General features: G+C 71.5%; 11 protein-coding genes. 7 read left to right on the top strand and 4 right to left on the bottom strand.

Translation table 11 applies throughout. From position 1 onward, the window contains the following. Positions 1 to 5 precede the first annotated feature (5 nt). The 5 genes from J2S22_RS17375 to J2S22_RS17355 all read left to right on the top strand — a co-directional run bounded on the left by J2S22_RS17375 (position 6) and on the right by J2S22_RS17355 (position 5,810). Positions 6 to 1,367, top strand: coding sequence for an amidase (locus J2S22_RS17375; protein WP_272775930.1), 1,362 nt, complete (start codon positions 6 to 8; stop codon positions 1,365 to 1,367). Continuing rightward, positions 1,360 to 3,051, top strand: a complete 1,692-nt coding sequence (locus J2S22_RS17370; RefSeq protein WP_272775929.1) for a UbiD family decarboxylase — start codon at positions 1,360 to 1,362, stop codon at positions 3,049 to 3,051. The genes J2S22_RS17375 and J2S22_RS17370 overlap by 8 nt, the downstream gene beginning before the upstream one ends. A 25-nt stretch (positions 3,052 to 3,076) precedes the next feature. Continuing rightward, complete coding sequence (locus tag J2S22_RS17365) at positions 3,077 to 4,081, top strand: ABC transporter substrate-binding protein (RefSeq protein WP_272775928.1); 1,005 nt, start codon at positions 3,077 to 3,079, stop codon at positions 4,079 to 4,081. Between the two features lie 89 nt (positions 4,082 to 4,170). Next, the gene (locus J2S22_RS17360; RefSeq protein ID WP_272775927.1) at positions 4,171 to 4,953 is read left to right on the top strand and encodes an ABC transporter ATP-binding protein; all 783 of its coding nucleotides are present in this window, start codon (positions 4,171 to 4,173) and stop codon (positions 4,951 to 4,953) included. Positions 4,954 to 4,979: 26 nt separating this feature from the next. Then, positions 4,980 to 5,810, top strand: coding sequence for an ABC transporter permease (locus J2S22_RS17355; RefSeq protein WP_272775926.1), 831 nt, complete (start codon positions 4,980 to 4,982; stop codon positions 5,808 to 5,810). Between the two features lie 57 nt (positions 5,811 to 5,867). Here J2S22_RS17355 and J2S22_RS17350 read toward each other — a convergent pair whose 3' ends face one another. Together J2S22_RS17350 and J2S22_RS17345 are read right to left on the bottom strand one after the other, a co-directional pair. Next, the gene (locus J2S22_RS17350) at positions 5,868 to 6,488 is read right to left on the bottom strand and encodes an SGNH/GDSL hydrolase family protein (protein ID WP_272775925.1); all 621 of its coding nucleotides are present in this window, start codon (positions 6,486 to 6,488) and stop codon (positions 5,868 to 5,870) included. A 233-nt stretch (positions 6,489 to 6,721) separates the two neighbouring features. Next, entirely contained in the window at positions 6,722 to 7,339 is a 618-nt protein-coding gene (locus tag J2S22_RS17345) for a hypothetical protein (RefSeq protein ID WP_272775924.1), read from the bottom strand. Positions 7,340 to 7,638: 299 nt separating this feature from the next. Here J2S22_RS17345 and J2S22_RS17340 point away from each other — a divergent pair, with 299 nt between their 5' ends. Then, positions 7,639 to 8,307, top strand: a complete 669-nt coding sequence (locus J2S22_RS17340; protein WP_272775923.1) for a DUF4286 family protein — start codon at positions 7,639 to 7,641, stop codon at positions 8,305 to 8,307. Positions 8,308 to 8,398: 91 nt separating this feature from the next. On the opposite strand, the gene J2S22_RS17335 is transcribed toward J2S22_RS17340, so the two are convergent. Next, complete coding sequence (locus J2S22_RS17335; RefSeq protein ID WP_370878217.1) at positions 8,399 to 11,152, bottom strand: cation-transporting P-type ATPase; 2,754 nt, start codon at positions 11,150 to 11,152, stop codon at positions 8,399 to 8,401. 183 nt (positions 11,153 to 11,335) lie between these two features. Then, positions 11,336 to 12,766, bottom strand: a complete 1,431-nt coding sequence (gene pyk, locus J2S22_RS17330) for a pyruvate kinase (protein ID WP_272775922.1) — start codon at positions 12,764 to 12,766, stop codon at positions 11,336 to 11,338. A gap of 697 nt (positions 12,767 to 13,463) precedes the next feature. Between pyk and J2S22_RS17325 the strand changes: the two genes are divergently transcribed. Beyond that, positions 13,464 to 14,783, top strand: coding sequence for a sigma-54-dependent transcriptional regulator (locus tag J2S22_RS17325; RefSeq protein ID WP_272775921.1), 1,320 nt, complete (start codon positions 13,464 to 13,466; stop codon positions 14,781 to 14,783). Positions 14,784 to 14,792: the final 9 nt, after the last annotated feature.

The following is a 14,792-nucleotide window of genomic DNA, read 5'->3' as shown; positions in this document are numbered from 1 at the left end:
TCCCGATGACGAGCACCCCCGGCCGGCCAACCCCGGCGCCGTTCTGCGCTTCGACGGAGAACTTCGCGGAGGGCCGCGACACGCCGCGGGCGTTCCTGGAGCGCTGCCTCGAGCGGCTGGACGCGTGGGAGCCGGTGATCGGGGCGTTCGTGTGCACGGATCCGTCGGCGGCGCGGGCCGCCGCCGACGCGGCGACGGCGCGCTGGAAGGCCGGCCGGCCGCTGTCGCGCATCGACGGCATGCCGGTCGGCGTCAAGGACATCATCGAGACCTTCGACCTGCCGACCCAGATGGGTTCGCCGGTCTTCGACGGCTGGCAGGCGGGCCGCGACGCCGCCTCGACCATGGGGCTGCGCGACGCCGGCGCCGTGATCGTCGGCAAGACCGTGACCACCGAGTTCGCCGCCACCGAGCCGCGCGGCACCCGCAATCCGTGGGACCCGAGCCACACGCCCGGCGGCTCGAGCAGCGGCTCCGCCGCGGCTGTCGCCGTCGGCATCGTCAGTGCCGCGCTCGGCACCCAGGTGATCGGCTCGATCGTGCGGCCGGCGAGCTATTGCGGCTGCGTCGGCTTCAAGCCGACGGTCGGCGCGATCAATCGCGGCGGCAGCCACGACTATCTGAGCCAGAGCGCCACCGGCATCCTGGCCGCCTCGTTGGCCGACGCCTGGCAGGCCATGATGGAGATGGCCGTGCGGGTCGGCGGCGATCCCGGCTTCGAGGGCCTGTTCGGCCCCGCCACCATGCCGGCGCCGAGGAGGCCGACCCGCATCGCCGTGCTGGAGACGGCCGGCTGGGCGGTGGCGACCGAGGCCGCCAAGGCGGTGCTGCACGACGCCGCCGAGCGGCTGGCGCAGCAGGGGGTGGCGGTCGTCACGCGCCGTACCGATCCGCGCGTCGAGGCGGTGGAGCAGGCGGTCCACGACGCGTGGCCGCTGTCCAACCGCATCAACGCCTTCGAGTCGATCTGGCCCTACAAGGATTATCGCTCGCGCGATGCCGACAAGCTGAGCCAGGCGTGCCGCGACCGCCTCGACGAGGCGGCGACCATCGGGCTCGACGGCTATCGCAAGGCGCTCGCCGAGCGGGCCCGCGTGCGGGCCCTCTACGCGGCGCTCGCATCCGACTGCGACGCCTGCATCGCGCTGCCGGCGCCGAGCGCCGCGCCGGTCGGGCTGCGGCCGACCGGCAACCCGATCTGCGTGGTGCCGGGCTCGATGCTCGGCGTGCCGGCGCTCTCGGTGCCGCTGTTCGAGGAGGCGGGGCTGCCGCTCGGTCTCCAGGTGCTGGGCTTCGCGAACGGCGATGCCGACGCCTTCGCCGTCTCGGCGTGGCTCGCCGAGGCGCTCGGGGTGCCCGATGCGTGAGGCCGACACGCTGCATCCGGCGCTCGCCCGCTATCTCGACGACGCCGGATCGGCGCGCGGCTATCCAGACCTGCACGACCACCTGCTGGCGCTGCATCGCGCCGGCCGGCTCGTGGTCGTGGACGAGCCGATCAACAAGGACACGGAGATGCATCCGCTGGTGCGGTGGCAGTACCGCGGCGGCATCCCCGAGCCCGAGCGCAAGGCGTTCCTGTTCACCCGGCCGACCGACTCGAACGGCCGCCGCTACGCGGGCGCCGTGCTGGTCGCCGGGCTGGCGGCGAACCGCGAGGTCTACCGCATCGGCTTCGGCCGTCCGCTGGAGGACATCGGCCACACCTGGGTGGCGGCGATCGCGGCGCCGATTCCGCCGCGCGTCGTCGAGTCCGCGCCGTGTCACGACATCGTCGTCACGGGCGAGGAACTCGACCGCGACGGCGCGGCGCTCGACGGGCTGCCGGTGCCGATCTCGACGCCGGGCTTCGACAACGCGCCCTATCTCTCGGCCGGCCACTACATCACCAGGGATCCCGACACCGGCGTCCAGAACGTCGGCAACTATCGCGGCCAGCTGAAGGCGCCGCGGCGGCTCGGCATGAATCCCTCGGTCGAGCTGCGCGCCGGCATCTATGCGCACTGGCTGAAATACAAGGCGCGCGGCGAGCCGATGCCCTGCGCCGTGGTGGTCGGCTGCCCGCCCGCCGTCTCCTATGCCTCGGTGCAGAAGATGCCCGAGCATCTCGACGAGATCGCCGTCGCCGGCGCCCTGGTCGGAAGTTCCATCAACGTGACGCGCGCCAAGACGGTCGATCTCCTGGTGCCGGCCGAGGCCGAGTTCGTCATCGAGGGCTTCATCGCCACCGACGCGCTGGAACCCGAGGCACCGTTCGGCGAATCGCACGGCTACGTCAATCTGCAGGAATACAACGCCTACATGGAGGTGACGGCGATCACCCGCCGGCGCAACCCGATCCTCACCTCCTTCATCAGCCAGGTGACGCCGAGCGAGTCCAGCGTGATCCGCAAGGCCGCGATGGAGCCGATGTTCCTGCATCACCTGCGCCACGGCCTGTCGATCCGCGGCGTCAAACGCGTCGCGATGCACGAGCCGCTGACCAGTTTGTATGCAGTGCTCGGGATCCAGTTCGAGCGCGGCGTGCCCGAGACCGAGGTCTGGCGCGCCCTCTACGGCGCTTCGACCCTGCACCGCTTCGCCGGCAAATGGATCGTCGCGGTCGACGAGGACATCGATCCGGAGAACGCCGACGCGCTGTTCTGGGCGATGTCCTACCGCTGCCAGCCGCAGCACGATCTCCGGGTCCTCGACCACAAGGATCCGGGTCACGGCCCGAAAGGGCCGCGCGACGGCGGCGACACGGCGGCCGTGCTGATCAACGCGATGCTGAAAGGTGTGTTCGCACCGGTGGCGCTGCCGCGGCGCGAGTACATGGAGAACGCCCGCGCGATCTGGGAGCGGCTCGGCCTGCCGGCGCTCGCGCCGGAGGCGCCGTGGCACGGCTACGAGCTCGGCCATTGGCCGGAGGCGCTCGAACAGCAGGCGCGGCGCGCCGCCGCGAGCGACTACTTCAAGACTGGTACGGAGCTTGCAAACCAGCGACGCAGCGACGTCGCCATGAATTCCCCCGTCGCCTTCGCGCAGACCCCCGAGCCCGGGCCAACCTGATCCGGGTGCACCTGAAGGAGATGTCATGAGCTCACGATCGAGCTGGTTTCCGGCGAACAGGCTCCTCGGCCGCGTCGTGCTGCTCACGGCGATGGCGCTGCCCGGCGCGGCGTCGGCCGCCGAGCTGAAGCCGTGGCGTCACGGCGTCGTCGAGGCGAAGAGCGACGCCGGCTTCGTTTTCATGGCGGCCAAGGGCGGCTTCGCCGAGAAGCAGGGCATCGACCTGCAGATGATGCAGTTCAAGGGCGACGCGCTCGCCCTGCGGGCCATGCTGGCCGGCGAGCTCGACAGCTACGAGGGCAGCCCGGGCGCGCCGCTGATCGCCGCCTCGCGCGGCGCCGACATCAAGGTCGTCGGCTGCTACTGGCCGGGCCTCACCTACGCACTCTGGGCCAAGAAGAGTGTCGGCGGCGTCGCCGATTTGAAGGGCAAGACGCTGGCAATCTCCGGTCCCGGCGCGCTGCCCGACCTTTTCGCCCGCGCCGTGCTCGACAAGGCCGGCATTGCCGGAAACGAGGTGCGGTTCAGCGTGCTGGGCAGCGACGGCGACCGCTTCAAGGCGGTGACGGCGGGCGTCGTCGACGCCGCGGCGGCGGCGACCGGCTTCGCCCCGGTGGCGGACAAGCTCGGCGTCAAGATGCTGGTCCACGCCCACGACGTGGTTCCCGAGTACATCCGCTTCTGCACCTACGTGTCCGGCAAGACGCTGGCGGAGCGCGGCGACGACGCGGCCCGGTTCCTGGCGGCCTCGATGGCGTCGTGGCGCTATGCGCTCGACAACCGCGACAGGATGATCGCGGTGACCAGCGAGGTCACCGGCGTCAAGGCTGACGACCCGCGCGCCGGCTACGTCCACGACGAGGTCGTGAAGCTCTCTGCCATCGACCCGGCGATGCCGATCCCGGTCGAGAAGCTCACCTGGATGCGCGACCTGCTGACCAAGACCGGAAACCTCACCAAGCCCGTCGACGTGAAGGCCATGGTCGACGAGAAGCCGCGCGCCCGCGCCCTCGAGCTGGTCGGGAAATGACGCCCGGCCGTGTGACCGACTGACCGGTGCCGGCCGCCACGCTTCGGAGCGAGCAGAGCCCCCGTCGCGGGCGTCCCGAGGAGACGAGCATGGGAGAAGTCAGCCTTGTGGACGTGACCAAGCGGTTCACGTCCGGTGTCGGCGCGGCGGCCCATACGGTGTTCGCGCTGAAGCGCGTCAGCTTCACGATCCGGGACGGCGAGATCGCCGTGCTGATCGGGCCGAGCGGATGCGGAAAGACCACGGCGCTGCGCGTCGCCATGGGACTCGAGCAGGCGAGCCACGGCCACGTGATGGTGGACGGGCGCGAGGTGCACGGCTGCGGCTACGACCGCGGCATGGTGTTCCAGCACGCCGAGCTGCTGCCCTGGCTGACGGCGCTGCAGAACGTCCAGTTCGGCCTCGAGATGAAGGGCATGCGCGGGGCCGAGCTGCACGACACCGCGATGCGCTATCTCGACCTGGTCGGCCTGAAGGACTCCTGGAATCGTCGCCCCTATCAGCTTTCGGGCGGCATGCGCCAGCGCGTCGGCATCGCCCGCGCCCTGGCGATCGACCCCAAGGTGCTGCTGATGGACGAGCCGTTCGGCGCGCTCGACGCGCAGACGCGCGAGTCGCTGCAGATCGAGCTGCTCGACATCCAGGCCCGCACCGGCAAGACCATCCTGTTCGTCACCCACGATCTCGACGAGGCCGTTCTGCTCGCCGACCGCGTCGTGGTGATGCGGGACGGCGAGCTGCAGGAGATCGTCGACGTCGCCCTGCCGCGGCCGCGCGGCGACATCGGCCGGCTGCGCTCGTCGCCGGCCTTCGGCGAGATCCGCTATCGCATCTGGAAGGCGCTGCATCAGGCGCCGGACGTCGTCCATTGAGCCCGCTGCCGCGCGAGGAGATCACCATGGTCGATCTGGCCAGCCAGAACCTGTCGCTCGACGCCTCCGGCCGCAGCCGCCGCGCCAGGCGCAAGCCGCTCCCGCGCTGGATCATCAGCACCGGAACGATCGTGGCGCTGCTCGTCGCCTGGGAGATCTTCGGGCGCGACATCAATCCGGTGTTCGGCTCGTACCCGAGCGCCATCGCCGTCGCCGGCTGGGAGCTCGTCGCCAGTGGCGAGCTCGTCCGCGCGCTCGCCGAGAGCATCCAGCCCTTCGTTCTCGGCTATGCGATGTCGGTGGTCGTCGGCGTGCCGCTCGGCCTGGTGCTGGGCCGCTTCCGCACCGTCGAGGCGGCGCTCGGGCTGCTCGTCACCGGCGGCTACGCGATGCCGCTGGTCGCGCTGGTGCCGCTGCTGGTGCTGTGGCTCGGCCTCGGCTTCTGGGTGAAGGTCGCCGTCATCTTCCTGATGTGCGTGTTCCCGATCGCCATCAACACCTGGCTCGGCGTCAAGGTGGTGCCGAAGCCGCTGATCGAGGTCGGCCGCGCCTTCGTGGCGCCGGATCTCGTCATCCTGCGCCGCATCGTGCTGCCGGCGACGCTGCCCTACATCATGGCGGGCCTGAAGCTGTCGGTCGGCCGCGGCGTCGTCGCCATGGTGATCGCCGAGTTCTTCACCGCCATCTCCGGCCTCGGCGGCATCATCATCAACGCGGCCAACGCCTTCGACACCGCCCGCATGTTCGTGCCGATCGTCGTGCTGATGGTGCTGGCGACCCTGCTCAACGCCCTGGTCGGCACGATCGAGCGCCGCGTCGCGCCGTGGCAGGCCGAGATGGCGGGCAACCACGACTGAGGCCGAGGGCGCGCCGCCCGCTCCGGCTCCCGGGCGCGGGCGGCTTCGCCGCCCGGATCACGTGACCACCGTCGGCCCCGCGGGCGGGCGGGCGGCGAAGCGTGCGACGGCAGCGGCGATCCGGCCACCGCCGGCCGCCGAGGGTTCGATCGGATTGGCGAAGTCCTCGTCGCGGGCGCAGACGAGGCGGAGATCGATCAGCACCAGGGCGCGGGCGAACACGGCCCGGGTGATCGTGTCGTTGAGGAGCGTGAGCGCCGCGGTGGCGGTCCGTCGCAGGGCGGGGTCGGGGAAGCGCGGCTCGTAGATGGTGCACAGTGCGGCCGGACGTCCGGTCGCCCGGATCGCGTCCGCCACGGCCGTGTAGCGCGCCAGGAAGCGGTCGCGCACCCCGGCGAGCCGGTCCAGTGCCTCGGCGACCGATCGCACCGGCGAGTCGAGCAGGTCGAACTGCCGGAGCGCGTCGTTGCCGCCGATGCTGACCACCACATGCGTCACGTCCGGCGGAAGTCGCACGAGCTGGTCCGGCAGATCGTCCATGGTGGCACCGTCGCGGGCCAGCAGCGTGGCGGTCGCCCCGGGCGGCAGGAGGCGGCGGAGCGCCGAGAGCACGTCGCCGCCGTCCGCCACATAGGCGGCGTTGTCGAACACCGAATCCCCCAGCAGCACCACGTGCATGATCCGTCCCCCGCGACGTTCCGCGCGGCACCCGCTCGCGTCGCGTCCGGAATAGGACGAGCTGCGCTGAAAGTCGAAATCTCGATAGTCGAATCCGCGAAGCCGAGGCTGCGAGGGTCACGGCCGCGTCGTCGCGGGCTCGCCGGTCGAAGGCGGACCCGGGGCGCGAAAAAGCGGGCCGCCGGAGCGGCCCGCCGATCAGTGCTCGGAATACTCGAGAGTTGCGCGTGCGATCAGCGACCCGGGCCGCCGCCGCCACCACCGCCGCCGCCGCCGCGCGGTCCGCCGCCGCCGCCCGGACCAGCGCCGCCGCCACCACCGCCACCGGCACCAGCACCGCCACCGCGCATGGCGCCGCCGCCCGGGCCGCCATCACCGCGTGGCCCGCCGCCGCTGCTCATCCCGGTCGTGCCGCCGCCCGGGCGTCCGCCCGACATGCTGCCGCGCGGAGCCCCGGGCCCGGGGCCGCCCTGCCGCATGCCCGGGGAACGGGGCCCGACCATCCGGCCGGGCCCCGGAACCGGACGACCCATCTGCGGGCCGCCGCGCCGCGGTCCGTGATAGCCGTGCCGGGGCCCGCCGTGCCGCCAGCCGTGCCAGCCGAGCGGACCGCCCCAGCCGAGCCCGCGCCGCCAGGCGAACCCGCAACGGTACCAGCCGGGGCCGCGCCAGCCGCCGTCGTACCAGCAGTAGCGGCGACCGCCGTAGAAGAACTGGACCTGCTCGGCGAGGTCCATCCCGTCCACCGCGGCGCGGATGCCGCCGCTCGCCCCGAGCGGCGCGGCTTGCAGCGACGGGCTGAAGGTGAGCGCGGCGGCTGCGGCCGCGAGGGCGATCAAACGATGTTTCATCTTGTTCTCCTTGTGGAGACCCAACGCGTTGGCGGCGCTGTGGTTCGCGCTCGGCGCGTCATCACGGAGAATCAGGGACTGCGGCGAGCCGCGCCGGTACCGGAGCGCCGTTGGCCGGCGCTCGGTCCCCGACGCCCGCTTCTCCGGCCGCCCGGGCCTGCCGCCGCCTGCCGGCGCGGTCGCCGCGAGCGCGCGATCGACGGGCGTCCCGACAACTCCGACGAGGCCGGCCCGCATCTCCCGTTGACACGGCGGCGAGGTTCAATATTGTCTGACAATCAGGCAAATGGAAGGACGACATGGGCGCGATTGGCCGCGGGATCCTGTTCTCGGAAATGACGCCGCCCGAGGCGCTCGAGCACACCTTCAACGACTGGTACGACACCGAGCACATTCCCGTGCGCATGGGGGCGCCGGGCTTCCGCAGTGCGCAGCGCTACCGCGACGGGACGACCCGCAACTATCTCGCCGTCTACGAGATGGACGGGCCGGAGGCGCTGAAGACCCCGGAATACGGCGTCATCAAGAACAGCCCCTCCGACCTCACCCGCGACATCCTCGGCGCGGTGTCGGGCTTCACTCGCTATGTCGGGCGCACCATCGCCGAAGCCGGGCCGGGCGGCGACGTGCTGCTCGACGCGCCGGTGCTCTATGCCGTGTTCTTCGCGGTGCCGGAGGATCGCTGCGCGGCCTTCGACGCGTGGTACGACCAGGACCACGTGCCGCTGCTGCTGTCCGATCCGCGCTGGCTCGGCGTGCGGCGCTTCGACGTCGTCGACGGCGCGCCGGAGAAGTACAACCGGCTGGCGCTCCACTATCTCTCCGATCGCGGCGTCATGGAGTCGGACGCGCGGCGGCGGGCCCGCGAGACGCCCTGGCGGGCCGCGCTCGCGGCCGAGCCGTGGTTCAAGGGCCATTACGTGATCTTCGACCGCCTCGGCGCCCGCCAGATGGCAAAGGCCGCCTGAACATCCGCGGGACCGTCCGTCCGGCCCGTGATGCCGGATCTGCCTCCTGTCCCCCGTCGGCGTGGCGAGCGACGTGTCCGCGCCGCCGGCTTCACGGCCACAGGCGCCGGCGGACCAGCTTCTCGATCTCCAGCGCGACGAACAGGGCGATCCCGACGGCGAGAATCGCGATGCCGTCCAGCGGCGAGATCGCACGCGTCGCGAACAGCACCTGCATGAAGGGCGCGTAGGTGAACAGGAGCTGGGCAGCCGCGATCGCGGCCACCCCGGTCAGCACGGCGGGCGTACCGGCCACGGCGGTCCAGGACAGCGACGTCGCGTGGAGACGGCGGATGCTGAACAGGTACACCATCTCCATCACCACGACCGTGTTGACGACGATCGTTCGCGCCTCCTCGATCGGAATGCTCCGGCTCTCCGCCCAGAAGAACATGCCGAAGGCGCCGGCGACGAAGAACAGCGAGACGAGCACCACCCGCCAGACCAGGAGTCCCGACAGGATCGGCGCGTCCGGCGCCCGCGGCGGGCGGCGCATCGCGTCGGGCTCGGTCGGCTCGAAGGCCAGCGTCAGCCCGAGCGCCACCGCCGTGATCATGTTGATCCACAGGATCTGCACCGGCGTGATCGGCAGCGCCAGCCCGAACAGGATCGCGGTGACGATCGCCATGGCTTCGCCGCCGTTGGTCGGCAGCGTCCAGCCGATCACCTTCGTGATATTGTCGTAGACGGTCCGGCCCTCGCGCACGGCGGCGACGATCGAGGCGAAGTCGTCGTCGGCCAGCACCATCTCGGCCGCCTCCTTGGCGGCTTCGGTGCCCTTGCGGCCCATGGCGATGCCGACGTCGGCGCGCTTCAGCGCGGGGGCGTCGTTGACGCCGTCGCCCGTCATGGCGACGATCTCGCCGTTCGCCTGCAGGGCGGTGACGATGCGCAGCTTGTGCTCGGGACTGGTGCGGGCGAACACGGTCGTGTCGCGGGCCGCCGTCGCGAAGGCGTCGTCGTCGAGACCGTCCAGCCGCTCGCCGGTGATCACCGAGTCGGGTCGGGCGAGGCCGAGCCGGGCGGCGATGGCGCGCGCCGTCGCGGCATGGTCGCCCGTGATCATCTTGACGCGGACGCCCGCATCCCGGCATTCGCCGACCGCGACGATCGCCTCCTCGCGCGGCGGATCGATGAGGCCGACGAGGCCGAGCAGCACCAGATCGCCTTCGACGTCGGCGAAGTCGAGCGTCACGGTGCCGTGCGGCATCGCCTTGCGGGCGAGCGCCAGCACCCGCTGTCCCTCGTCTCCCAGCGCCTCCACGGTCTCGATCCAGCGGGTCGCGTCGATCGGGACCGGACCATCCGGGCCGGCCTGCCGCGTGCACATCCGGATCACCCGCTCGGGCGCGCCCTTCACGTAGGCGACGGTCGTCTCCTCGTGCGAGTGATGCAGGGTCGCCATGAAGCGATGGCGGGTGTCGAACGGAATCTCGTCGGTGCGCGGGATCTGCCGGCGCAGGAGGTCGGCGTCGTGCCCGGCCTTCACGGCGAAGGAGACCAGCGCGCCTTCCATCGGGTCGCCGTCGACGATCCAGCCCGTCTCGGTCGGGCGCAGAGTCGCGTCGTTGCACAGGAGCGCCGCGCGGGCGAGCTCGTCGAGGATCGGCAGGTCCGCCGCCGCGATGTCGCGCCCGGCGTGGCGGAACGCGCCGCGCGGCTCGTAGCCCGAGCCCGTCACCTCGATCTCGGCGGCCGCCGTCACCGCGGTCTGCACCGTCATCTCGTTGCGGGTCAGCGTTCCGGTCTTGTCGGAGCAGATCACCGAGACCGATCCGAGCGTCTCGACGGCGGGAAGGCGGCGCACGATGGCGTTGCGGGCGGCCATCCGCTGGACCCCGATGGCGAGCGTGACGGTCATCACGGCCGGCAGCCCTTCCGGAATGGCGGCGACGGCGAGCCCGACCACCGCCATGAACGCGTCCGGCCACGCATAGCCGCGCAGCAGGACGGCGAAGCCGAACACCACCGCGCTGACGCCGAGGATCGTCACCGTGAGCTGGCGGGCGAACCGGTTCATCTGTCGCAGCAGCGGCGTCGTCAGCGTCTCGACGGTGCCGAGCAGCGCGCTGATCCGGCCGAGCTCGGTATCGAGCGCGGTCGCCACCACGACGCCGCGTCCCTGGCCGGCGGCCACGACGGTTCCGGAAAACGCCATCGAGGCGCGGTCGCCGAGGGCGGCCTCGGCCGCCACGGGCCGCACGTCCTTCTCGACCGCGACCGACTCGCCGGTGAGGATCGCCTCCTCGATCTTGAGGTTGCGGGCCCGGATCAGCCGCAGGTCGGCGGGGACCCGGTCGCCCGCCTCGATCAGCACGACGTCGCCGGGGACGATCGCCTCCGCGCCGAGCGTGACGCGGTGTCCGTCGCGCAGCACCGAGGCGTGCGGGGCGATCATTCCGCGGATGGCGTCGAGGGCCTTCTCGGCGCGGCCTTCCTGGACGAAACCGATCGCCGCGTTGGCGAGGACGACCAGGAGGATGACGGCGGTGTCGATCGGGTGGCCGAGCAAGGCCGTGACGACCGCCGCGACCAGCAGCACGTAGATCAGGAGATTTTGGAACTGGGTGAGAAGGCGCACCAGGACGCTGCGCGGCGTCGCCGTCGGCAGGCGGTTGTATCCGTGGATCTCCCGCCGGTTCTCGGCCTCGCCGTCGGTCAGCCCGTCGGCAGAGACCGACAGGCGTGACAGCACGTCGTCGGTCCGCGCCGCATGCCACGGGGGGGCTTCGGGCGTCGGGGGGAACCCGGCGCCCTGGCGGGCGGGCCGGTCGCTCCGGGCGTTTACGATGCGATCGATGGTCATCGGGGTCCCCGTGTGGGAGCCGTGTCCGTCGTCGTCGTCGATGATACCCGAGTTCGGGGGAGGTCCGATGGCTCCCGGTCGATCCGGTCCGGTTCCGGCCGCGACAATTGCGCACGGGAGCAAGCGCCCGAACGCGGCCGCCGGACGGTCCGACGGCCGCAGCCGTGCAGGGTGCGCCCGGCGTCAGGCCTGGGGCGTGGGGAGGATCTGCGCGACCCGCAGATTGTTGGTCGTTCCGGCGCGGCCGAACGGGACGCCGGCGACGATGACGATGAGGTCGCCGGCGGCGGCGAAGCCCTCCTCGTGCGCCACCCGGCGGCCGCGCTCGACCATCTCCTCGTAAGAGCCGACGTCGCCGGCGAGCGAGGCGTGGACGCCCCACAGGAGGTTCATGCGCCGCGCCGTCTGCCGGCTCGGGGTGATCGCCAGGATCGGCAGGGCGGGGCGCTTGCGGGCGATGCGGGTCGCCGTGGTGCCGGACGACGTGAAGGCGACGATCACGGGCGCGCCGATCGACTCGGCGAGGTCGGCGGCGGCCGCCGCCACGGCGTGCGGCGGCGTCTCCTCCATGCCCGGCTGCGAGGCCTGGACGATCGAGCGGTAGAGCTTGTGCGCCTCGGTGGCTCGGATGATCCGGTCCATCATCTCGACGGTCTCGACCGGATAGGTGCCGGTCGCCGACTCGGCCGACAGCATCACGGCGTCGGCGCCGTCGTAGATCGCGGTGGCGACGTCGGAGGCCTCGGCCCGTGTCGGGGTCGGCGCGCCGACCATCGAGTCGAGCATCTGGGTGGCGACGATCACCGGCTTGGCCGCCTGGCGGCACGCGCGCACCAGCTCCTTCTGCCGGCCCGGCACGTATTCGTGCGGAATCTCGACGCCGAGGTCGCCGCGGGCCACCATCACGCCGTCGGAGAGCCGCAGAATGTCGTCGATCGTCTCGATGGCGCTCGGCTTCTCGATCTTGGCGATCAGGCCGGCGCGGTCGCCGACCAGCCGCCGCGCCTCGATGACGTCGGACGGCTTCTGCACGAAGGAGAGGGCGACCCAGTCGACGCCGAGCTCGAGCCCGAAGGCGAGGTCGGCCCGGTCCTTGGCGGTGAGCGGCGAGACGTCCAGGATGGTGCCGGGCAGGTTGACGCCCTTGCGGTTGGAGATCGTGCCGCCGAGCAGCACCTCCGCCTCGATCGCATCGCCGGGCAGGCCGGTGACCCGCACCCGCACCCGGCCGTCGTCGATCAGCAGCTCGTGGCCGGGCATCACCGCGTCGAAGATCTCGGGATGCGGCAGCGGGATGGCTTCGGCGGTTCCCTCGGTGCCGGTCCGCACGAAACGGATGCGGTCGCCGGCCGCCACCTTGATGGCGCCGCCCGCGATGGTGCCGACCCGGATCTTCGGTCCCTGCAGGTCCTGCAGGATGCCGATCGAGCAGCCGGTCTCCTGCTCCAGCGCCCGGATCGCCGCGTGGACCTTGGCGTGGTCCTCGTGGGTGCCGTGGCTGAAGTTCAACCGGAACGTGTCGACGCCGGCGGCCAGCAGGGCCCGCAGCGTCTCGGGCGCGGAGCTGGCCGGACCGACCGTGGCGACGATCTTGGCTCGACGTTGACGGCGCATGATGACCTGCCTCTTCGTGGCCTGGCGGACCCGGCCCGGCGTCGACCGAGAAGACCCGAGTGGTCGGCTCGCCGAATCGCGCCGGGCAGCCGCGCAGGCCGGTGTTGTTAGCCGCGGATCTCACGACCCGCAATCGGCAACGCACGCGCCCGACCGTCGTGATCAGGCATTCGTGCCCGCAAGCGCCGTGCCAGTTCGAGGGCGGCGCGCAAGCGGTTGTTTGGGCCGCAATTCGTTAAGCGACTGTGACGTCGATCGCAGCGGCTCGTGACGGATCGCCGGAAAATGCAGCGAAATCACGTCCGGTCGCCCGGACGTCGGAACCACGCCGATCAGCGCCGAACCCGCACGCGAACGATAACATCGCAAGACGCCCGACGGATCTCATCAGAACGACATTTCCGCCCCTCGGCACGACATTTTCACGACGATCGCCGTGCCGGCTCGGATCCCGAAGCACGGGGCGGAGCCGCGCAGCTCCGCCATGTGCATTTCGCAGATCCCTGCGTCCTGCCGGGCCGACGTGCCGGGCGGACACATCGTGCGTGGCGCCCAAGGCTAAGTAGGTTGCCATATTGTTGACGACGGACCTGCCGATCTAAGACGCTGGCTTCGCCGGCCGCCGCGACGTGCGGGCGCGCCGGCCGGCCGGAGTGCCGCCCCCGTCCCCCGAACGCATTCCGGCAGGAGGCCCATCGTGTCCGATCCGCAGGTGCTGATCATCGAGGACGACGCCGACGTCCGGCTCGGCTGCGTCCAGGCGCTGACGCTGGAAGGCATCCGGAGCCACGGCGTCGACTCGACCGAGAAGGCGCACCGTCTGGTCGGGCCCGGCTTCTCCGGCATCGTCGTCTGCGACATCCGCCTGCCGGGGCAGGACGGCCTCTCCTTCATGCGCGAACTGCTGACCCAGGACGCGGCGCTGCCGGTGATCCTGGTCACCGGGCATGCCGACGTCGCCACCGCCGTGCAGGCGATGCGTGACGGCGCCTATGACTTCATCGAGAAGCCGTTCACGTCGCAGCATCTGGTCGAGGTGGTGAAGCGCGCGCTGGAGAAGCGCGCCCTCACGCTCGAGGTGCGCGGCCTCAGGAAGCGGCTCGCCGGCCTGGGCAGTCTGGAGAGCCGCATCATCGGCCGCTCGGACGCGATCCGCCGGCTGCGCGAGACCATCTCGGAGATCGCCGCGACGTCGGCCGACGTGCTGATCCTGGGCGAGACCGGCACCGGCAAGGAGCTGGTCGCCCGCTGCCTGCACGACGCGTCGGGCCGGCGCGGCCCGTTCGTCGCGCTCAACTGCGGCGGCCTGCCGGAGACGCTGTTCGACAGCGAGATCTTCGGCCACGAGGCCGGCGCCTTCTCGGGCGCCGTCAAGCGGCGGATCGGAAAGATCGAGCACGCCGCGCACGGCACGCTGTTCCTCGACGAGATCGAGAGCATGCCGGTTCCGATGCAGATCAAGTTCCTGCGCGTGCTGCAGGAGCGGGTGATCGAGCGGCTCGGCTCCAACCAGCAGATCCCGGTCGACTTCCGGGTCGTCGCCGCCACCAAGGCGGATCTGGCCGTCGAGAGCGCCGCCGGGCGCTTCCGCAACGACCTCTATTTCCGCCTCAACGTGGTGACGCTCGAGCTCCCGCCGCTGCGCTCGCGCCGCGAGGACGTGCCGCTCCTGTTCGAGCACTTCGTCACCCAGGCGGCGCTCCGCCACGGCCGCGAGCCGCCGGAGATCAAGGAGGCGGCGGTTCGCGAGCTGATGGCGCACGGCTGGCCCGGCAATGTCCGCGAGCTGCGCAACTGCGCCGAGCGTCACGTCCTCGGCATCAAGGTGTCGACCGCCGCGAACGACCGGCCGGTGCCGCTCGCCGAGGCCGTCGACCTGTTCGAGAAGTCGCTGATCGCCGAGGAGCTGCGCCGCCAGCACGGCAACGTGCTGCGCGCCGCCAGGACCCTGTCGACCGCGAAGTCGACCCTGTTCGACAAGATCCGCAAGCACGGGCTCGACAACGAGCAGACGTGAGCAAGCGGG

The organism is Rhodoplanes tepidamans (assembly GCF_030813915.1).
In the GTDB taxonomy this organism is placed as follows: Bacteria; Pseudomonadota; Alphaproteobacteria; order Rhizobiales; family Xanthobacteraceae; genus Rhodoplanes; species Rhodoplanes tepidamans.
The sequence above is the reverse complement of the archived record's forward strand: the minus strand, read 5'-3'. Positions and strand labels throughout refer to the sequence as shown.

What these genes read in the sequence shown, in the direction of transcription:
- J2S22_RS17375 (WP_272775930.1), top strand. Translation starts at nt 6, where the DNA reads ATGACGAGCACCCCCGGCCGGCCAACCCCGGCGCCGTTCTGCGCTTCG.
- J2S22_RS17370 (WP_272775929.1), top strand. Translation starts at nt 1,360, where the DNA reads ATGCGTGAGGCCGACACGCTGCATCCGGCGCTCGCCCGCTATCTCGAC.
- J2S22_RS17365 (WP_272775928.1), top strand. Translation starts at nt 3,077, where the DNA reads ATGAGCTCACGATCGAGCTGGTTTCCGGCGAACAGGCTCCTCGGCCGC.
- J2S22_RS17360 (WP_272775927.1), top strand. Translation starts at nt 4,171, where the DNA reads ATGGGAGAAGTCAGCCTTGTGGACGTGACCAAGCGGTTCACGTCCGGT.
- J2S22_RS17355 (WP_272775926.1), top strand. Translation starts at nt 4,980, where the DNA reads ATGGTCGATCTGGCCAGCCAGAACCTGTCGCTCGACGCCTCCGGCCGC.
- J2S22_RS17350 (WP_272775925.1), bottom strand. Translation starts at nt 6,488, where the DNA reads ATGCACGTGGTGCTGCTGGGGGATTCGGTGTTCGACAACGCCGCCTAT.
- J2S22_RS17345 (WP_272775924.1), bottom strand. Translation starts at nt 7,339, where the DNA reads ATGAAACATCGTTTGATCGCCCTCGCGGCCGCAGCCGCCGCGCTCACC.
- J2S22_RS17340 (WP_272775923.1), top strand. Translation starts at nt 7,639, where the DNA reads ATGGGCGCGATTGGCCGCGGGATCCTGTTCTCGGAAATGACGCCGCCC.
- J2S22_RS17335 (WP_370878217.1), bottom strand. Translation starts at nt 11,152, where the DNA reads ATGACCATCGATCGCATCGTAAACGCCCGGAGCGACCGGCCCGCCCGC.
- pyk (WP_272775922.1), bottom strand. Translation starts at nt 12,766, where the DNA reads ATGCGCCGTCAACGTCGAGCCAAGATCGTCGCCACGGTCGGTCCGGCC.